This is a genomic window from Candidatus Paceibacterota bacterium (assembly GCA_030583765.1).
In the GTDB taxonomy this organism is placed as follows: domain Bacteria; phylum Patescibacteriota; class Minisyncoccia; order 2-02-FULL-40-12; family GWA2-44-9.
In genome coordinates, this window is record CP129474.1 from 289,188 (window position 1) to 307,734 (window position 18,547).

The 18,547-nt window shown below is 53.5% G+C and carries 17 protein-coding genes and 1 tRNA gene; 8 read left to right on the plus strand and 10 right to left on the minus strand.

The features are described 5' to 3' along the window. Window positions 1–57: 57 nt before the first annotated feature. The 3 genes from dprA (at window position 58) to QY311_01500 (ending at window position 5,623) form a co-directional block, all read left to right on the plus strand. Window positions 58–939, plus strand: coding sequence for a DNA-processing protein DprA (dprA, locus tag QY311_01490; protein ID WKZ27413.1), 882 nt, complete (start codon window positions 58–60; stop codon window positions 937–939). Beyond that, the gene (topA, locus tag QY311_01495; GenBank protein WKZ27414.1) at window positions 936–2,972 is read left to right on the plus strand and encodes a type I DNA topoisomerase; all 2,037 of its coding nucleotides are present in this window, start codon (window positions 936–938) and stop codon (window positions 2,970–2,972) included. Before dprA ends, topA begins: the two co-directional genes overlap by 4 nt. 728 nt (window positions 2,973–3,700) lie before the next feature. Next, window positions 3,701–5,623 (plus strand): RelA/SpoT family protein, encoded by a 1,923-nt coding sequence (locus tag QY311_01500; protein WKZ27415.1) that lies wholly within the window; start codon window positions 3,701–3,703, stop codon window positions 5,621–5,623. Here QY311_01500 and QY311_01505 read toward each other — a convergent pair. Together QY311_01505 and QY311_01510 are read right to left on the minus strand one after the other, a co-directional pair. Then, window positions 5,620–6,507 carry a ParB/RepB/Spo0J family partition protein gene (locus tag QY311_01505; GenBank protein ID WKZ27416.1) on the minus strand — a complete coding sequence of 296 codons (888 nt, stop codon included), beginning with the start codon at window positions 6,505–6,507 and terminating at the stop codon, window positions 5,620–5,622. The two genes, QY311_01500 and QY311_01505, sit on opposite strands and share 4 nt — an antisense overlap. A gap of 2 nt (window positions 6,508–6,509) precedes the next feature. After that, a complete protein-coding gene (locus QY311_01510) occupies window positions 6,510–7,274 on the minus strand; it encodes a ParA family protein (GenBank protein WKZ27417.1) in 765 nt (254 codons plus the stop codon). A 340-nt stretch (window positions 7,275–7,614) separates the two neighbouring features. Between QY311_01510 and QY311_01515 the strand changes: the two genes are divergently transcribed. Together QY311_01515 and QY311_01520 are read left to right on the plus strand one after the other, a co-directional pair. Then, window positions 7,615–7,700 (plus strand) — tRNA-Leu (locus tag QY311_01515). A 6-nt stretch (window positions 7,701–7,706) separates the two neighbouring features. Then, the gene (locus tag QY311_01520) at window positions 7,707–8,186 is read left to right on the plus strand and encodes a DUF3750 domain-containing protein (protein WKZ27418.1); all 480 of its coding nucleotides are present in this window, start codon (window positions 7,707–7,709) and stop codon (window positions 8,184–8,186) included. Here QY311_01520 and QY311_01525 read toward each other — a convergent pair. The 6 genes from QY311_01525 to rpmF all read right to left on the minus strand — a co-directional run bounded on the left by QY311_01525 (window position 8,183) and on the right by rpmF (window position 11,720). Beyond that, a complete protein-coding gene (locus QY311_01525) occupies window positions 8,183–9,019 on the minus strand; it encodes a bifunctional 5,10-methylenetetrahydrofolate dehydrogenase/5,10-methenyltetrahydrofolate cyclohydrolase (GenBank protein WKZ27419.1) in 837 nt (278 codons plus the stop codon). The genes QY311_01520 and QY311_01525 overlap by 4 nt on opposite strands. Next, entirely contained in the window at window positions 8,988–9,656 is a 669-nt protein-coding gene (locus tag QY311_01530) for an L-threonylcarbamoyladenylate synthase (protein WKZ27420.1), read from the minus strand. The genes QY311_01525 and QY311_01530 overlap by 32 nt, the downstream gene beginning before the upstream one ends. A 49-nt stretch (window positions 9,657–9,705) precedes the next feature. Next, window positions 9,706–9,990 (minus strand): 30S ribosomal protein S16, encoded by a 285-nt coding sequence (rpsP, locus tag QY311_01535; protein ID WKZ27421.1) that lies wholly within the window; start codon window positions 9,988–9,990, stop codon window positions 9,706–9,708. A 225-nt stretch (window positions 9,991–10,215) separates the two neighbouring features. Beyond that, complete coding sequence (gene rnc / locus QY311_01540) at window positions 10,216–10,932, minus strand: ribonuclease III (protein WKZ27422.1); 717 nt, start codon at window positions 10,930–10,932, stop codon at window positions 10,216–10,218. A gap of 28 nt (window positions 10,933–10,960) precedes the next feature. Further along, window positions 10,961–11,485 carry a transcription antitermination factor NusB gene (gene nusB, locus QY311_01545; protein WKZ27423.1) on the minus strand — a complete coding sequence of 175 codons (525 nt, stop codon included), beginning with the start codon at window positions 11,483–11,485 and terminating at the stop codon, window positions 10,961–10,963. 10 nt (window positions 11,486–11,495) lie between these two features. Beyond that, window positions 11,496–11,720, minus strand: a complete 225-nt coding sequence (gene rpmF / locus QY311_01550; protein WKZ27424.1) for a 50S ribosomal protein L32 — start codon at window positions 11,718–11,720, stop codon at window positions 11,496–11,498. 94 nt (window positions 11,721–11,814) lie between these two features. Here rpmF and QY311_01555 point away from each other — a divergent pair, with 94 nt between their 5' ends. Beyond that, window positions 11,815–15,033 (plus strand): DNA polymerase III subunit alpha, encoded by a 3,219-nt coding sequence (locus QY311_01555; GenBank protein ID WKZ27425.1) that lies wholly within the window; start codon window positions 11,815–11,817, stop codon window positions 15,031–15,033. 50 nt (window positions 15,034–15,083) lie between these two features. Here QY311_01555 and QY311_01560 read toward each other — a convergent pair whose 3' ends face one another. Beyond that, window positions 15,084–15,272, minus strand: coding sequence for a hypothetical protein (locus tag QY311_01560; protein ID WKZ27426.1), 189 nt, complete (start codon window positions 15,270–15,272; stop codon window positions 15,084–15,086). Between the two features lie 8 nt (window positions 15,273–15,280). Next, window positions 15,281–15,529 carry a hypothetical protein gene (locus QY311_01565; GenBank protein ID WKZ27427.1) on the minus strand — a complete coding sequence of 83 codons (249 nt, stop codon included), beginning with the start codon at window positions 15,527–15,529 and terminating at the stop codon, window positions 15,281–15,283. A gap of 103 nt (window positions 15,530–15,632) precedes the next feature. Here QY311_01565 and thrS point away from each other — a divergent pair, with 103 nt between their 5' ends. Together thrS and miaA are read left to right on the plus strand one after the other, a co-directional pair. Then, the gene (gene thrS, locus QY311_01570) at window positions 15,633–17,375 is read left to right on the plus strand and encodes a threonine--tRNA ligase (GenBank protein WKZ27428.1); all 1,743 of its coding nucleotides are present in this window, start codon (window positions 15,633–15,635) and stop codon (window positions 17,373–17,375) included. A gap of 274 nt (window positions 17,376–17,649) precedes the next feature. Continuing rightward, the gene (gene miaA, locus QY311_01575) at window positions 17,650–18,534 is read left to right on the plus strand and encodes a tRNA (adenosine(37)-N6)-dimethylallyltransferase MiaA (protein ID WKZ27429.1); all 885 of its coding nucleotides are present in this window, start codon (window positions 17,650–17,652) and stop codon (window positions 18,532–18,534) included. The last annotated feature ends 13 nt before the right edge of the window (window positions 18,535–18,547 follow it).

Below are 18,547 nucleotides of genomic sequence, written 5' to 3' on the forward strand. Positions count from 1 at the left end.
TACGTGCGAGAGTAAAAATTGACGCGCTTTTAAAACATCCGTATGCTAGTCTCAAGCATGCGCACTTCTGGTGTTACGCACATAGCGATCACCGACGCCCGTTACCCCGAGCGCCTGCGGCACATTCCCAATCCACCGCGCATACTCTACTGCCGCGGCAACATCGCGCTCCTTGCGAGCGAAACGTGCATCGGAATTGTCGGATCGCGCATGCCGACGTCTTATGGAAAAGATGTCACGCACACCATTGCGACGGCGCTTGCACATGCGGGCGCTGTTATTGTCAGTGGTCTTGCACTTGGCATTGATGGCATCGCCCACCGCGCAGCGCTTGCGGCACATGCCCACACTATTGCCGTTATCGGCTCTGGCGTTCATGAGAGCGTACTCTACCCACCAAGCCACCGCTCACTTGCACGCGAGATCATTGCGGCCGAGGGCCTTATACTATCAGAGTACGAGCCAGGCACGCCCGCCCGTGACTACATGTTTCCAGAAAGAAACCGAATTATTAGTGGGCTCTCTCGAGGCATTATTGTTACCGAGGCAAACGAAAAGAGTGGCGCATTGATCACCGCACGCTGTGCCGCCGAACAGAACCGCGACGTCTTCGCGGTGCCCGGCAGCATTCTCTCGCCCCGCTCTGCGGGGCCAAATCGCCTCATTCGAGATGGTGCCACGCCGATCATGGGAGCGGAAGATGTCATTCATGCATATGACGACCTGTTCTCAATACAGCCATCGCGAAGAGCGCGCATACAAGATGACCTCCAGCAACGCATCGTTGCAGAGCTCGCCGCGCATGGACCGCAGCACATTGATCATCTCACTCGCGCCCTTGCAGTCTCTTCAAGCGAACTTTTTGTAGCTATTACCCATCTCGCTCTCGCAAAACATATTATTCAAAGCGCACCGGACACGTGGCGCATCACTTCATGAAATTAGTCATCGTAGAAAGCCCAACAAAAGCAAAGACAATCTCCCGTTATATCACGGGAGATGTTGTCGTTCTCTCTTCTTTTGGTCATGTGCGCGACCTCCCCAAGAGTGATCTCGGTATTGATGTTGAACATGATTTCACGCCGAAGTATGTGGTCCCCACAAAAGCAAAAAAGAACCTCTCACTCTTAAAGAAGGAGGCGGCAAAAGCAGACACTGTTGTGCTGGCGACCGATGAAGACCGCGAAGGAGAATCAATCGCATGGCACCTCCTTGAGGCGCTCGGACTTTCGGGTACGAAGAAAAAGAAGACAGAAGAAGGAAAAGATATTCAGCGCATCGTTTTTCATGAAATTACAAAAGAGGCCATCCTCCACGCACTTGAACATCCGCGCACCATTGACCAAAGTCTCGTGGATGCACAACAGGCGCGACGTATCCTGGATCGCCTTGTGGGATATAAACTCTCACCACTTCTTTGGAAGCGCTACTATCGCGGCCTTTCGGCAGGGCGCGTACAGTCAGTCGCACTCCGCATTATTGTGGATCGCGAGCGAGAGATCCAGGCATTCAAGCCACAAGAGTATTGGACCGTTGACGCAACGCTCCTCCCAGAGGCCGGAACATCCTTTACCGCGCATCTCACTGGCGTCGATGGAAAGCCATTGGGTGACATGGATATCGCATCACAGACACACGCCGATATTATCACTAAAGATCTCGAGGGGGCGAAGTGGCAGGTACAGGACGTACAGCGCACCGAGGTTACGCGCTCACCGATGGCGCCATTCACCACGAGCACCATGCAACAAACAGCGTCGCGACGCCTCCGCTTTTCATCAAAGCAGACCATGATGCTCGCCCAGCGCCTCTACGAAGCTGGATACATTACGTACATGCGTACGGACTCCGTGAATCTCTCCGAAGAGTCCCTCGCAAAAGCAGCGACGTATATTACTGAAAACCTTGGGGCGCAGTACTACCAACGACGCACTTTTAAGACAAAGTCTAAAGGCGCACAGGAGGCCCACGAAGCCGTTCGCCCAACGGATCCATTCCGTACCCCAGAAGAAATGGCAAAAGAACTCGATCCTCGTCAGGCAAAACTGTATGACCTTATTTGGCGGCGCTTCATCGCAAGCCAGATGCCACAAGCACGGATCGATTCTACCGGCATCGACGTACGCGCATCGCGCGAAGGCAGTGAGCACGTCTACGACTTCCGTGCTACGGGAAGCATTATGACATTTGATGGCTTCACAAAGATTTATCCATCCTCCTTTGAGGAAACGCCACTTCCGATTGTAAAAGCAAATGATGCTCTCACACTCGAAGCGCTCCTCCCCGAACAACACTTTACAAAACCACCTGCACGATTCAATGAAGCGTCGCTCATTAAAGTTTTGGAGAAAGAAGGCATCGGACGACCTTCAACGTATGCGTCTATTATTTCAACGATTGTAGATCGTGGATATGTCGAAAAGGATAAGTCGCGCTCATTTGTGCCCATGGATATTGGCATGCTTGTCACCGACTTCTTGGTTGAGCACTTCCCCGCTATCGTGGACACCCATTTCACATCACACATGGAGGCAAAACTGGATGACATCGCCGAAGGCAAAGAAGAGTGGGTGCCCGTAGTAAAAGAATTCTATGATCCGTTCGCGCAAACACTCGCTGCGAAAATGGATATCGCGAAAGATGCAAAAGCTGCTGACGTCGAAACCACCGATAAGGTTTGCGACAAATGCGGAAGCCCCATGGTAGTAAAGCGTGGTCGCTTTGGGAAATTCATCGCGTGCTCTAACTTCCCCACCTGTAAGAACGTACTCAAAGAGAAAAAGGATACGCCGCCGCCAGAGCCAACGGGAGAAAAATGTGACAAGTGTGGTGAGGGAGATCTCGTGATGCGCACGGGACGCTTTGGGAAGTTTATCGGCTGCTCTCGCTATCCAAAGTGTAAGAACATCAGAAAGCTTCCGAAGGAAGAGCGTGACGCACCGGTCGCGAAGCTTGACGAGCAAGAGAAATAGCGTATTCTCTGCGCCAAGGAGGTGGGTTGGGTGTACATCTATCCGCCGCAAAAGACGCATGAGATTCGCGAGATTAGAGGGGCGCTCCTAGTGGATCGTCCTCTGTACCATGACGAACGCGGCCAGTTCTCTGAACTCTTGCCTGCGGGAGGAATACGGCCCCCGCGGGGTCGCGCAATCACGTTCGCAGGCGGACAGACGAACAGCTCCGTGTCGTTCATGGGCGCCGTGCGAGGCATGCACTGGCAGCATGGGCAGGGAAAGCTCATCACCGTACTTTCTGGTAGGATTCTAGACATCATCCTTGATGTCCGTCATGGGTCGCCTACTTTTGGCGCCACTCATGAAGTCCTACTCCAGGACACGACGCACGAAGATGTGGTCGCGCAATCACTCTACGTCCCGCCAGGAGTCGCTCACGGATTCATGGCGCTTTGTCCTACAACCCTGGTATATCACACGACCAGCGCATGGCAGCCCCACAATGAAGGCGGCGTTCGCTTCGACGATCCAGACCTCAGCCTTCCATGGCCCAAAGAGTGTGCGCCAATCGTCTCGAAAAAGGACAGTAAGCTCCCCTTGTGGAGCTACTGGAAGCATAACCTAAACAAACTCCCGCAGTGGCCCCGCACCGAAGGGTGACGGCCCCTGCACGGGCGCCACCTCTCCCTATGAGGTGGCGCTTTTTCTTGCAAAGAGCTCGCCCGGGTGTACCATACATGATTACTATGACCCTCCCGGAATCTGGAGCATCATTTTTAGAAACCCTACATCGTGCGCGGCGCTTTGGTGACGAAGAGCGCGAACGCATCGTGCACGCTTTTGCTATCGCACAACGCGCGCATGCGATGCAAACGCGAAAAAGCGGAGAGCCCTATCTCTCGCACCCAATCGCCATCGCACAACACCTTGCAACACTTGGTATGGATGCTGCAACTATTGCCGCAGCACTCCTCCACGATGTGCTTGAAGATACCGCAACAGACCAAGCAGAGATTGCGCGCGCATGCGGGAATGACGTGCTCTTCCTTGTACAAGGCGTCACAAAGCTTTCACACCTTCCCTTTGCGCCTCGCACCACAGCGGAAGCACACGATGCATATGTAGCCTCTTTTAAAAACCTCGTCTTTGCCATGGCGGAAGATCTGCGCGTCATCATCATTAAACTCGCCGACCGCCGGCACAACCTCATGACCCTCGATGCGCTTCCTGAAGAAGACCGCCAGCGTATCGCGCGAGAGACGATAGAGATTTATGCGCCCATCGCTTCTCGGCTTGGCATGGGAACAATGCGTGGCGAGCTTGAGGATCTTGCCTTCCCATATGCGTACCCCGAAGCCCATGCTCACCTTTCTTCACTGGTACATGAGACCTATGATGACCGTCTCGCCTATACCAAACGCATCACCCCCATTGTTGCACGAACCCTTGATCTCGCCGGCGTGCGCGTGCGCGATATTCATGCACGCGCAAAACATACATGGAGTTTGTACCAAAAAATGCAACGCGACGGCCTCACAACGCTCGACACCATTTTCGATCTCGTGGCGCTGCGCGTCATCGTAGATTCAATTCCCGCATGCTATGAAGCCCTAGGCGCCATCCACGCCCGCTATAAACCTCTTCCAGGCCGCATTAAAGACTATATCGCCCTCCCGAAGCCAAACGGGTATCGCTCGCTCCACACGACAGTGTTTTGTGAAGAAGGCCGCGTCACCGAAATACAAATACGAACTCCGGATATGCACGCGCATGCAGAGCATGGTATTGCGGCGCACTGGGCGTATAGCGAGTCAGGAAAGGTACGAGGATTTACCGCCGACACCAATCACGCCGCGTGGGTTGCCTCTCTTCGCGACACCCTCAAAGATATTAAAACAAGCTCTGGCATGGCGCGCGCAACTAGCGACTTTTTGAAAAACCGCATGTATGTATTCACGCCACAAGGCGACGTAAAAGACCTCCCCGAAGGCTCGACTCCGGTCGACTTTGCATACGCGGTACACACAAATCTTGGGCACGCGATCGTAGGGGCAAAAATAAATGGGGCAATCGCACCACTGAGTGCCTCTTTGCATAATGGAGACGTCGTTGAGGTTCTCAAAAGTAAAACGCAAAAGCCGTCCTTTGACTGGTTGGCATTTGTACGCACATCGCACGCACGGCAAAGCATTCAGTCATGGTTCAAGAATAATGACCCACGAACCATGATAGCCAACGGGAAGGCCCTTCTCGCAAAAGAACTCCGACGCATTGGCATTGCGTGGGATAGTATCCCGCGCGCAACTATTGTCCAGATGATTCATACCTATTCCGCGCGCACCACTGATGGACTCCTTTCTCGTATCAGCGTGGGGGATGTAAGCGCATCTGAAGTAGTAAAAAAGTTTTTCCCTGAAGCGCGGACGCCTCGCAAGCAACAGAAAAGAAAGAAATCAACCAAGGCACCCCAGCGCACTCAAGCGCTTATCGTGGCGCACGACCCAACGCTCCCGTGGCGTATTGGCAAGTGCTGCGCCCCAGAGCAACCCGAGCGCATTATCGGATACATCACCCGCGGCAAGGGCATTACTGTACACGCACGCACGTGCACAAACGCACAAACCGCCCCCAAGGAGCGGCTTGTGTCTGCAAAGTGGAATGCAGATTAGTCAATAATATTTCGAGCGATGAGGTTGAGCTCTTCGTGATCTGCGAAGCGAATAACAATTTGTCCGCCACGAGCGCCCGTCTTGATAAGTACCGGGGCTTTTAAGCGCTCACACAGCGTACTCTGAAGCTCTTCAAACCGACGATCTGCGTTCGTACCCGCACGGCCGCCCTTATCACGTGACGAAGCAAGTTCGATGTCAGACTTTGAAAACCCGTCCTCAACGATGCGCCGGAACATTTCTTGCTGCTTCGTAGGGTCAGAGAACGCCAAGAGTGCGCGCCCATGCGTAGCGCCAATTTTCCCACTACGAATCGCCTGTTTAATGTTATCCGGCAACTTCATGAGACGCATGGTGTTGGCCACCGTTTCACGAGACTTCCCCACTTTTTGAGCAATTTCTTGCTGGGTAAGGCCAAACTCGCTTGCGAGACGAGCATAAGCTTCCGCTTCTTCCATGCCGTTCAGATCATCGCGCTGTACGTTTTCAATGAGCGCTACCTGAAGGCGCGTAGACTTCTCATTGCCAAGATCGTCTTTGATGATAACAGGAACGGTTGGTAGACCCGCCATCTGCGCTGCGCGTAAACGACGTTCACCGGCAATAAGCTCATAGAACACGTCCATGCCCCGCGGACCATGATCCTCTTTCTTTGAAACCAAAAGCGGCTGGAGCACCCCATAGCGCCGGATAGAATTCGAAAGTTCCTTCAACGCATCTGCGTCAAAATCCTGGCGCGGCTGATCTGGGTTCGGACGAATCTTGCCGACTTCAATATAAAAGACACTCTCTTTCACTGCAGTCGCCTCTGCGCTCCGCACGCTTGAGTCTGCAGGAATGAGCGATCCGAGCCCCTTACCAAGTCCAAATAATTTTTTCACCATAATTACGCCAGTTTAATAATTTCTTCTGCAAGCTGTCGGTATGCGTACGCTGCTTTTGAATACGGATCGAACTGAAGAATTGTTTTTCCAAAACTCGGCGCCTCTGCAAGCGATACGGTGCGCGGAATGACTGAAGAAAACACTCGGCCCGGGAAATGTTTCATCACTTCGTTCACGACTTGGTTCGCCAACTGGTTACGCTTGTCATACATTGTAAGCACCACACCGAGTACTTGCAAATCATGATTCAATCCATTGCGCACCAACTCGACAGTGCGCAATAGCTGCCCCAATCCTTCAAGCGCAAAATATTCACACTGCACTGGGATCATCACCTTCTCCGCAGCCGCAAGCGCGTTAATAGTGAGAAGGCCAAGTGATGGCGGGCAATCAATGAGCACGTAGTCATAGTTGTGCCGCACTGCGTCAATCGCACGCTTGAGACGACTCTCGCGAGCATCCATAGACACGAGTTCAACGGTAGCGCCCGCAAGATTCTGCGCCGCGGGTAGCACATCAAACCCAAAAAGCTGCGTGCGCTTTAGGATGCGTTGCGGATTTTGATCACTGACAAGCACGTGGTACACATTCGCGCCTTCATTGTCTTCGTGGCCCAATCCCAAGCCTAATGTTGCGTTTGCTTGAGAGTCTAAATCTACCAAAAGCACATACTTTCCGAGCGCCGCCAAATATGCGGCAGTGTTGATAGCCGTCGTTGTTTTTCCTACGCCCCCCTTCTGGTTGCACACTGCGATAACGCGGGCCATAGCTGTACCTGCATCGTAGCACGCAGGCATACGGGGGGCAATGAAGAAGCGTTGAAAAACCGGCTTTTCCGTGGTACGCTATGCCCGCAGTAGTTAGCGCAGTGAAGCGAAAAAATGCCGGGGTGGGTTGATATCGAGCATCATGCACAGATATCAACGGGTTTCAACAGAAACCCGGGCCACAACCCCGCTCCGCTTTTACAGCGGAACACAGTGAAGCGAAAAAATGCCGGGGTGGGTTGATATCGAGCATCATGCACAGATATCAACGGGTTTCAACAGAAACCCGGGCCACAACCCCGCTCCGCTTTTACAGCGGAACACAGTGAAGCGAAAAAATGCCGGGGTGGTGGAATGGCAGACACGATGGACTCAAAATCCATTGAGGGCAACCTCGTGAGGGTTCAAGTCCCTCCCTCGGCACCAGATCAGATGACCCCCCAAGAAGCCACGTTCCATAAGCTCGTAGACCCAACAAAAGTGCAGGTGTTTGTATTCACGTGCCCTGCGAATATCCCAACGAACATCGGTGCGCACCCTTGGTTCGTCGTTAATCGACACGGCACGCTCTCGCGATGGGAGGTGCTTTTTCAGAAAAAATCACGATCCGCACAGCATTGGGGCCACATTTTTAAAGATGCCTTCCCTCCATTCTCTGGCATCAACATTTTTCCCTTTTTCTACGCTCCACGCTGGAATGCTACGCTTCTCGAAGTAGTTGAGGGCGAGACCGCAGAACTACTCGCTCAACGTATAGAAAACTCACCAACAGAATATCCATTGCGGGATACTTATTTCATCCTCGGCCCCAATAGCAACACGTACGGACAATGGGTTTTAGATACGCTCCCCATCCCTACCATCAAACTTCCCTGGAACTCATTTGGAAAAAACTACAGGCCCCGCACCTAGAGCTCGCAGAGATTTTCAAGCATTGCGGCAACCATAATAGGCCCCATGCCGCTGGGCACAGGAGTGAGAAGGTCGGTAAGCGAAGCAACCGATGTTGCGTCCACATCCCCCACTACCTTTCCTTTCTGGAGTGCGTAGCCAAAATCAATCACTGTCGCACCTTCTTTGATCCATTTTTTCGTAATCAGTTTTGGCTTACCTACTCCTGAAACAATGAGGTCTGCACGTGATGCGATTGTGGCGGGATCTTTTGTGTACTCATCAATAACCGCAACGACTGCACCTTGCGCCTGAAGCCAGCGCGCGACGGGCTCGCCAACGAGCTGGCCCCCGCCCACGACAGCACACTGCATGCCGGGCAACACAACACCGCGCAACTCGCACACTTCACGCAACGCTCGTACCGTTGGAGGCAAGAGCACGAGACCAGCGGGATCGGCATGGAACATCGCGCGGCGCTGGGAAGTGAGCACATCAACATCCTTACGAGGATCAATGAGATCCATACATACACTTGAGTCCATACCAAGAGGCAATGGAAGCTCTAAAAAGATGCCGGTTACTTCATCATCTGCATTGAGAAACGCAATGGTCTCGCGCAAGCTCGCATCAGAAACATCTTCGAGAACGTATGATGAAAACAATATGCCGCACCGTTCAGCGGCCTTCTTTTTGATAGCAATAAACTTTTCAACCGCGGGATTTTTTCCCACAGACACTGCCGCGAGCATGGGCGCGACGCCAAGCGCATCAACGCGCGCGCGAATACGCTCATGCATGTGCTCCGCGATGATAGTGCCATCAAGAATGGTTGCCATGGGCTTCTGTTGCATGAGTAATGAGCGAGAATGTACGGAGTAGGTCTTCTGGTTTTGCTGCACCAACGCGCGTAATGCGCGGCTGCGCCCCCGTGAGATCTACAATGGTAGACGGGGCCGATGCAGGCAGCGTTCCCACGTCAATCACAATATCAGGTTTGAGACGAGAAAACGATGCCAAGATGCTCTCAACATCACGAAGCGGCTCCTGCCCTGAAACATTCGCCAATGTGAGCGTGATTGGGTACCCGAATGACCGAAGCACGGCGTCAACGAGAGGAGCAGCGGGGGCCCGAAGCGCAACCGCCTGCGTGTGCGCCGTAACGATCTGTGGCACGATATCGCGCGCTTCAAGCACTACACAAACGGGACCAGGCCACACAGCCTTAAGGAAGGCCCCTTGCCTGGTGTTCACATGCGCAAGCTCTGTCGCCCACCGATCATCACGCACGCCAACGGGTACTGGCTTATGCTCTGGCCTCCCTTTAATGCGAAACACGTGGCGCACATCTTTTTCATTGAGTGCATTAGCGCACAACGCATAAAGCGTATCAGTGGGAAGCATAGCAACGCCACCACGAGAGAGCACCCACGTCACACGTTGGACAATGTCTTCGGAGATAGTGTCGGGGGTACAGCGAATAACTTCCATGGGATAAAACACAACGAGGGCCCCGTGGCCCTCGTTCTCTGCTCGGGCATTACGCCGTCGCCGCTTTCTTCTTTGGCTTCCAACTCTGCACTTTCTCGCGGTCAAGAATCTTGTGATTTGCGAGAAGATTATTAGCCGTTGGGCTCAAGAGTGCGCCTTGGCTCAGCCAGAACGTAATGCGCTCAGTTTGCGCCGCAAGCCTCTTTGCGTGCGGATCATAGGTACCCAAAAGCTCCTGGTATTCACCCTGGGGCTTTTTGGTGTGCTCAGTGAGCACAACGCGAAAATAGGCTTGTTTCTTCTTGCCAACGCGTTGGAGACGGATCATTAACATGGTGCGGAATATACTAGCACAGACTCAAAAAAAGACAAGTAGCGCCATTCGGTAATGGCCTCAGCCTTTTGGGCATGAAAAGCATAGGGGTCCCGAGACCATTCGGAGCCCGAGCGGGCAGGGTGTCTCCGTGAGGAGACGAGCGAGGGCGAGTGAGACCGCGCAGTCCCGCTGGGACTGCGACGGGAGTCGGAGGGACCTCTGTGCTGCATCATGCCCCATGCCCTATTTCCCCCACTTTTTCCTTGCGAGAGCGTCCTGCGCTGCCGCCTGTTGTGCATCTTGCTTCGATGGACCCTCGCCTACGCCAACCTGCTCGCCGTTTAGGAGCACCCCGACACGGAAATGTCTCGCATGATCTGGGCCCCACTCTTCAAGCACTTCATATGTGGGCGTGGCGCTGACGCGCTCTTGCGCCTCTTCTTGCAAGACGCTCTTTGGGTCGCGATAAAGACGCTTTTCAATAATATCAGGAAGGCGGCTCAGTACGTGCGTTTGGATAAGGGCTGCCGCGGGAGCATACCCTCCGTCTAGATATACAGCACCAATGAGTGCTTCCATAGCATTTGCGAGAATGTACTGTCGTGCGCGACCGATATCACGAGCCTCCCCCTTAGAAAGGAGCATGCACTCATTCAGCGCAAGGTCGCTCGCGATAATGGCCAGCGTATTGGCGTTCACGAGCGCTGCGCGCCAATTCGTAAGCTCCCCTTCGGGATTTGGGTATGTTTGGTAGAGGTGCTCCGTCACCACAAGCTCCAGTACGGCGTCGCCCAAAAACTCAAGACGCTCATTGTGATCCAATGGCCACGAAGGATTCTCGTTGAGGTAGGAGCGGTGCGTCACCGCCTGCTTGAGTAGCTCTGGCTGTGCGAACGTATGCCCGATAGCCTCTTGAAGGCGGGCAAGAAGTGCGTCGTGTTCCATGCGAGGTTCACGCATGGCAACAGAGAACATGACGATTCACAACTTACGATTGTGCACTGTCATGTGCGCTGTCTGCCTCTGCGGTATCAGCGGAATCTGAAGGCTTTTTTGCGCCCTCACTGCGATGGGGGGCGTCGTCTTTTCCTGGCTCCCCGATCTCACGATAGACCGTCCCTAAAACACCATTCACAAATCGTCCTGATGCCTCGCCGCCAAATGATTTTGCCAGTTCAATCGCCTCATTAATAGCAACTTTCGGAGGAACCGCGGAACGATCTCCGAACAAAAGCTCATAGAGACCGAGGCGGAGAATGTTGCGATCAACAATTGCGATCTGATCGAGCGGCCATGCAGGCGCCGCTTTTTCAATAATCTGGTCGAGCGCTTCGCGATGCGCCAAAACGCCCTTGATAAGGTCGCGGACGAACTGTGCGTCGTCGAGTCCGGTTCCGAATTCGACGAGATTCTTTTCAATAACAGCATCTAACTTCTCCTCATTTTTGTCTCGGAAATCCCACTCGTAGAGTGTCTGCAGTGCGATCGATCGAGAGAGGTGTCGTGATGCCATGCTTGAAAACCTAGGATGCGGTGCGCTGACGGGCTTTCTCCTGCTTGCGGAGCGCCTTGCCAACAACGTCCACTACCTGACGCCCTTTGTAATACCCACAGTATTTGCAGGTTGTGTGGGGGCGAATCATTTTTTTACAGTGTCCGCACGCGCTCAACCCTGCTGGCTTTCGTGCCAGGTGGCTGCGACGGCGACCCTGTCGGCCTTTGGCCAAATGGTGTCGTGGTACTGCCATACGTGAGGCACAGAATACCACGGAAAGATGCCCCCTGCAAGCGTCATCGGTTATCCATTGCAGACAGCCTCTGGTCGGGCCACAATGGGGACGCATGCGGTTCACTCATTTGCACACCCATTCGCACTACTCCCTCCTCGACGGCCTTTCAAAGGTTGATGCCATTGTCTCACGCGTCAAAGAGGCTGGGATGGATTCAGTCGCCATTACGGACCACGGCGTCATGTATGGCGCTATTGAGTTTTATAAAAAAGCAACAAAGGCCGGCATCAAGCCAATCATCGGGTGTGAAATGTACATCACGAGCGGATCGCGACATGACAAACGACCCGGGATCGATGATCAACGCTATCACCTTATCCTCCTTGCAGAAACAAATGAAGGCTACCGCAACCTCATGAAGCTGGTTACGGCAGCGCACCTTGAAGGCTTCTACTACAAGCCGCGCATCGACAAAGAAATTCTGCGCCAGCACAGTAAAGGACTCATTGGCCTTTCGGCATGTCTTGCCGGAGAAATCTCACGTGCGCTCACTGGCAATGATTACCCCGCTGCGTGCGCAAAAGCGCGTGAGTATGAAGACATTTTTGGAAAAGGAAATTTCTTTATTGAGCTCCAACAGCACACCAGCATCCCCGACCAAAATATGGTGACGCCCCAGCTCGTGCGCCTTGCACGCGAGCTCGACATCCCTATGGTTGCCACACAAGACTCTCACTACACACACCACCACGATCAAGAGGCCCACGACATTCTCCTTGCAGTCCAAACGGGCAATAAGCTCGACGATAAAGATCGCTTCAGTATGAATCAAGATGACTTCTCCCTTCTCACCGTTGAAGAGATGCGCGAGAAATTTCTACCACTGGGAGAAGATGTCATGCACGAGGCATTTGAGAACACGGCGAGGATCGCAGATCGCTGTTCCCTCACTATTGAGATCGGCAAAACACAACTCCCCTCGTTTCCTCTTCCCACGGGACACACCGACGCTTTCGCGTACCTCACCGAGCTCGTCGCACAAGGCGTGAAACGCCGATTTGGCGAAACAGAGCGCGTTGATGTCACCGAGCGTATCGCCTATGAAATGGGGGTTATCAAAGAAACCGGGTTCGCCTCCTACTTCCTCATCGTCCAAGACTTTGTGAACTGGGCAAAGCGTCAAGGCATCATTGTGGGACCAGGCCGTGGCTCCGCCGCAGGAAGTCTTGTCGCCTATGTTTTAAACATTACCAACATAGACCCACTCCACTACAGCCTCCTCTTTGAGCGATTCTTGAACCCCGCGCGTATCTCCATGCCTGATATCGACCTCGACTTTGCCGATCATCGACGCGATGAAGTACTGCACTACGTGTCAGAAAAGTATGGCAAAGATCACGTCGCGCAGATTATCACTTTCGGAACGATGGCTGCTCGTGGGAGCATCCGCGACACCGGTCGTGCGCTTGGACTCAGTTATGATTTTTGTGATCGCGTCGCGAAGATGATCCCGTTCAACCCGAATGCGGGCGGCGACAAAACGGGACAACTAGCGAAGGCTCTTGAAAGTGTTGCGGAACTCAAAGAAGCATACGATAAAGATCCCGACATCAAGCGCCTCATTGATTCCGCTGCCAAGCTTGAGGGCGTCGCACGACATGCATCTACACACGCGTGCGCTGTAGTGATCTCCCCACAGCCACTCACGGAATATCTCCCCCTCCAACAGGGCACCGATGATGGCGACATTATCACGCAGTATGAAATGCATGCTGTTGAAGATCTTGGGCTCTTGAAGATGGACTTTTTAGGACTTGCCAACCTCACCATCATTGAGCGCGCCCTGTCTATGATTAAAGAGCGTCACAACGTCAGTATAGACATGGACGCCCTCCCCCTTGATGACGCAAAAGCATTCAAACTCCTGCAAGAGGCAAAAACAACAGGAGTATTCCAGCTAGAGTCCGCCGGCATGAAGCGCTACCTCAAAGAACTGCGCCCCACCACTATTGAAGACATCATCGCCATGTGCGCCCTGTACCGCCCAGGACCAATGGACCTCATCCCCGACTACATCAATCGCAAACACGGACGCAGTAAAGTCACCTATCTTCACCCCGCGCTTGAACCAATCCTCAAAAACACCTACGGCATCATGGTATATCAAGAGCAGCTCATGGCCGCCGTGCGCGCGTTGGCCGGATTCAGCCTTGCTGAAGCGGACATCATGAGAAAGGCGGTTGGCAAGAAGATTAAATCACTCCTCGACGAGCAGGAGGGCAAATTTAAAGACGGATGTGCGCGCGTTGGAACCCCGAAAGATGTTGCCGAAACATTCTGGGGACTCGTTGAACCATTCAACCGCTATGCGTTCAATAGAAGCCATGCCGCATGCTATGCAGTCATCGCCTACCAAACGGCCTATTTGAAAGCCAACTTCCCCGCCGAGTTCATGGCCTCATTCATGAATAGTGAAACGGGTGACGTAGAACGTATTGCCTTTTTAATCGATGAGTGCCGCTCCATGAAGATTGAGGTCCTCCCTCCTGACATCAATCAGAGTGGTGAAAGGTTTGCTGTCGTCTCAGATTCACCGGCAGCAATCCGCTTTGGGCTCACCGCCATTAAAAACGTTGGCGAACATGCCGTACAGGCGCTCATCGCTGAACGTGCAAAGAACGGCCCCTTCACCAGCGTCGCCGACTTCGTCACTCGCATTCCTTCAAAGGACCTCAATAAAAAATCACTGGAGAGCCTTATTAAATCAGGCGCGCTTGATGCATTTGGTGAGCGTGGCGCATTACTGGCGAGTATGGACAATCTTCTCAGCTACGCACGTGATCACCAAAAAAATGCGTCGAGTGGTCAAGTAAGTCTCTTTGGTGAACACACTGCAACGGCGCTTCCTCCAGTCAGTTTAGTGAAGGCAGAACCAGCAACGACATGGTCGCGCCTCTCGTGGGAAAAAGAGCTTCTCGGACTCTATGTCTCCGAGCATCCGCTCGATTCATTTAAAACACAGCTTGCGCAAGAACGCGTCATTCCTATTAAAAATATCGTGCCGCGCGTCACGCACTCATTTGCCATCGGAGGTATGGTGACTCGGGTGCAAAAGATTATTACCAAAACAGGAAAGCCGATGGCGTTTCTAGAACTTGAAGACCTTACGGGGAAAATGGAGGCGGTAGTTTTTCCAACAGTGCTCGCAAAGTTTCAAGACATTTGCACCGAAAACCACATTCTTGTCGCACAAGGAAAAGTGAACGAACGAGATGGACGTGTTTCATTCCTCTGCGATTCACTTAAGTCACTCGCGGAGCTCGGAAAATAAAAGAAGGCCGGCGACACCCTAAGGTATCTCCGGCCCGGAAAGAACTTGAGCTAGTGGGCCTCGCGGCACCACACGTGGGGAGGGGCGCACACAGGACGAGACGAATTCGACACGAGGATCTCTCGCTTGAGCTCCTCGACGGCGCGCTCCATCTCCTTGAGCGCGGTCGCAACGGGCACGCCGCGCGCCATGTCGTCCTGGAGAATCTTCTCCAGACGACCCTTCGTTTCGAGCTTCATGCCTCCTCCTATCCCACGCCGCCAACGGCGATGAACCGGGCGGTTGCCTCGGGCACCAGGCGCACGGTGCGCAAGTGGGCAGCGCGCAGGCCGTGCGGTTCGCCGAACACCTTGCGCTCCGCAGCGGTGTCCGTGGTATGCCCCGTCACGTGAAGCACGCTCATGGCCTCTTCACGCGAAGCGCCACGCTCCCGCATGCCACACAGGAACTCCTCCTTCAGCTCGAGGGATTTTTCCTCGAACGTCTTCTGCTTCATCTGCCCTCCTTGATGTAACGACGAGAGAAGCCATTATAATACAGTTTTATGGATAAGTCAAAACCTTTCATTCGTGGGCATTATTCGGTATTCTACAGAAACTATGGCACAGCAATTAGAACACATTCGGCATTCTCTCGCGCACCTGTTAGCCGCCGCGGTTATCAAACACTTCCCCGACGCACAGCGAACGCTCGGGCCAGCTATCGAGCATGGGTTTTACTACGACTTTCTCTTCCCGACGCCCGTCAGCGAGCATGACCTTGAAAAAATAGAGGCAACCATGCGTAAGCTGCTTCCTGCGTGGACTTCATTCACACATCGAGAAGTATCTGCAGATGAGGCGCGCGAAGCGTTCAAAGGCAACCCTTTCAAGCTGGAAATGATCGAAGAGATTGTTGCCAAGGGCGAGCCCATCACCCTCTACACGAGCGGCGAATTCACCGACCTGTGCCGTGGAGGCCACGTCGAAAACCCTGCACAAGAAATCCCCGCCGATAGCTTTAAGCTTGAGAAGCTCGCAGGCGCCTACTGGCGCGGCGACGAAACCAAAGCACAGCTGACGCGCATCTACGGGCTCGCCTTTGAATCAAAAGAAAAACTTGAAGCGCACATCGCCATGGTTGAGGAAGCAAAAAAGCGCGACCATAAAATCCTCGGGCCCGCGCTCGACCTCTTCACCTTCTCGGACCTTGTTGGCGCCGGATTGCCGCTCTGGACACCAAAAGGAACCCTTCTCCGCAACATTCTCGACGACTTTGTGTGGTCGCTCCGCGCAAAGCGCGGCTACATGAAAGTAGAGATTCCACACATCACCAAGAAAGACCTCTACGTCACCTCGGGCCACTGGGAGAAATTTAAAGACGACCTCTTCCGCATCACCACGCGCGAGAAGCATGAGTTCGCTATGAAGCCAATGAACTGCCCGCACCACACGCAGATCTACGCACGTAAGCAGTGGAGCTATCGTGAGCTCCCCCAGCGCTATGCGAATACCACGATGTGCTATCGCGACGAACAGTCAGGTGAGCTTTCAGGCCTCTCTCGCGTACGAAGCTTCGCGCAAGACGATGCGCACGTCTTTTGCCGCATGTCACAGGCACGAGAAGAATTCTTGAAGATCTGGGATATTATTCACGAATTCTACACACCATTTGGCTTTGAGCTCCGCGTACGCCTCTCGCGGCACGATCCCGCACAGCCAGAAAAATATCTTGGGGATCCGCAGCGCTGGGAAGCTGCAGAAGGCATTTTGCGAGACATAGTCAAAGAAAAGAACGTCGACGCAATAGACGGGCTTGGCGAAGCTGCATTCTATGGACCGAAGCTCGATTTCCTTGCACAAGATTCTCTGGGCCGCGAGTGGCAAGTTGCCACCATCCAGCTCGACATGAACATGCCCGAGCGCTTTGACCTCACCTGCGTAAACGAAAAGGCAGAGAAGGAACGCATCGTCATGATCCACGCCGCAATCATGGGTTCCATTGAGCGCTTCCTCTCCATCGCCATCGAACACTTTGCGGGAGCATTTCCACTCTGGCTCGCGCCGGTGCAAGTTGCCGTGCTGCCTATTTCAGAAAAACAGCTTGAGTATGCACAGAGCGTTGTGAGCGCGCTCGCCACTGCAGGATTTCGCGTAGAACTGCGCGATGAGAACGAAAGTATCGGCAAGAAAATCCGCGCCGCAGAGATGATGAAGATTCCATATCTTCTCGTAGTGGGTGCGAAAGAAGTAGAAGCGCAAGCCGTGGCCGTACGTCAGCGCGGTGCTGGCGACACGGGCGCCGTATCACTCGAAGCATTTATTGGGAAGGCAAAGGGAGAGATAGCGCAGAAATCACAGTAAGAAAAAAGCCCCCGGTGGAGTGAGTGTGTTTGGTAAACACTCCACGCGCGGGGGCCGGTTGCTACTCGGATGACATTATGGGCCGCGATGCCCTCCTGTCTCCTTTCGCGTCCCCACCTTCAGGCGGGGACTTTTTCATGTCACCCAGGGATTCAGATTACCTGTCCCCGGGCCCGGTTATGCTGTCCGCTTACTGGGCCTCGAACCCAGTGCGGAAGCCGGCAACCTTGGCAGCCATTGCATATATATTACCATATGGTATATATTCTGTCAAATGTCTCAAAAAGGCTCCCCAGACAAGCCGAAGCTCATCGTTATCGCCGGCCCCACTGCATCAGGAAAATCTGATCTTGCTATTCGTCTTGCTCGCGCGCTCAACGGCGAGATCATTTCCGCAGACTCGCGGCAAGTGTATAAGGGCATGGATATTGGGACCGGCAAAGTTACGAAGCGCGAGCAAAAACTCGCACGACACTGGCTCATTGATGTCGCCTCCCCTACGCGCCAGTACACGGTCGCCCACTTCGTGCGCAACGCTACAAAAGCAATCCGCGACATCACCAAGCGCGGTAAGGTGCCTATCATCTGCGGTGGGACAGGTTTTTGGATTGATGCGCTCGTCTATGGCACTTCCATTCCTGATGTAAAACCTGATGCCAAACTGCGCGCTAAATTACAGAAACTTTCAACCTCACAGCTTTTTTCAAAACTACAGAAGCTTGATCCCACCCGCGCCCAATCCATTGATCCCAAAAACCCTGTGCGCCTCATCCGCGCGCTGGAGATTGTAATGAAAACAGGAAAGCCGGTGCCCCAGCAAAGCGCTACCACTCCCTATCACGTCCTCTATCTCTGTGTTTCGCGTAACGCGGAAGAGCTCCGCGCTCGCATTGAAAAGCGTCTTGATGCACGCTTGCGCCAAGGCATGATTGCGGAAGTACAAAAACTCCACACACAAGGCGTAAGCTGGAAAAAGCTTGAATCTTTCGGCCTTGAGTACCGCTGGGTTGCGCGCTTTCTCCAAAAGAAAATCGCACGCGATGAGATGCGCACCGCGCTCCTCCACGACATCATCGCCTACTCAAAGCGCCAGCTCACCTGGTGGCGGAGGAATGGGGATGTGAGGTGGGTAAAAGCTGGCATTGCGCAGATGGTATGAGTACGCTAGGATG

Bases quoted from the DNA above. Each gene is read 5' to 3' on its own strand.
- QY311_01560 (WKZ27426.1), bottom strand. From the start codon at position 15,272: ATGAAGCTCGAAACGAAGGGTCGTCTGGAGAAGATTCTCCAGGACGAC.
- QY311_01505 (WKZ27416.1), bottom strand. From the start codon at position 6,507: ATGGTGAAAAAATTATTTGGACTTGGTAAGGGGCTCGGATCGCTCATT.
- topA (WKZ27414.1), top strand. From the start codon at position 936: ATGAAATTAGTCATCGTAGAAAGCCCAACAAAAGCAAAGACAATCTCC.
- QY311_01510 (WKZ27417.1), bottom strand. From the start codon at position 7,274: ATGGCCCGCGTTATCGCAGTGTGCAACCAGAAGGGGGGCGTAGGAAAA.
- QY311_01565 (WKZ27427.1), bottom strand. From the start codon at position 15,529: ATGAAGCAGAAGACGTTCGAGGAAAAATCCCTCGAGCTGAAGGAGGAG.
- QY311_01525 (WKZ27419.1), bottom strand. From the start codon at position 9,019: ATGCAACAGAAGCCCATGGCAACCATTCTTGATGGCACTATCATCGCG.
- QY311_01555 (WKZ27425.1), top strand. From the start codon at position 11,815: ATGCGGTTCACTCATTTGCACACCCATTCGCACTACTCCCTCCTCGAC.
- dprA (WKZ27413.1), top strand. From the start codon at position 58: ATGCGCACTTCTGGTGTTACGCACATAGCGATCACCGACGCCCGTTAC.
- rnc (WKZ27422.1), bottom strand. From the start codon at position 10,932: ATGCGTGAACCTCGCATGGAACACGACGCACTTCTTGCCCGCCTTCAA.
- rpmF (WKZ27424.1), bottom strand. From the start codon at position 11,720: ATGGCAGTACCACGACACCATTTGGCCAAAGGCCGACAGGGTCGCCGT.
- QY311_01500 (WKZ27415.1), top strand. From the start codon at position 3,701: ATGACCCTCCCGGAATCTGGAGCATCATTTTTAGAAACCCTACATCGT.
- QY311_01520 (WKZ27418.1), top strand. From the start codon at position 7,707: ATGACCCCCCAAGAAGCCACGTTCCATAAGCTCGTAGACCCAACAAAA.
- miaA (WKZ27429.1), top strand. From the start codon at position 17,650: ATGTCTCAAAAAGGCTCCCCAGACAAGCCGAAGCTCATCGTTATCGCC.
- nusB (WKZ27423.1), bottom strand. From the start codon at position 11,485: ATGGCATCACGACACCTCTCTCGATCGATCGCACTGCAGACACTCTAC.
- rpsP (WKZ27421.1), bottom strand. From the start codon at position 9,990: ATGTTAATGATCCGTCTCCAACGCGTTGGCAAGAAGAAACAAGCCTAT.
- QY311_01530 (WKZ27420.1), bottom strand. From the start codon at position 9,656: ATGGAAGTTATTCGCTGTACCCCCGACACTATCTCCGAAGACATTGTC.
- thrS (WKZ27428.1), top strand. From the start codon at position 15,633: ATGGCACAGCAATTAGAACACATTCGGCATTCTCTCGCGCACCTGTTA.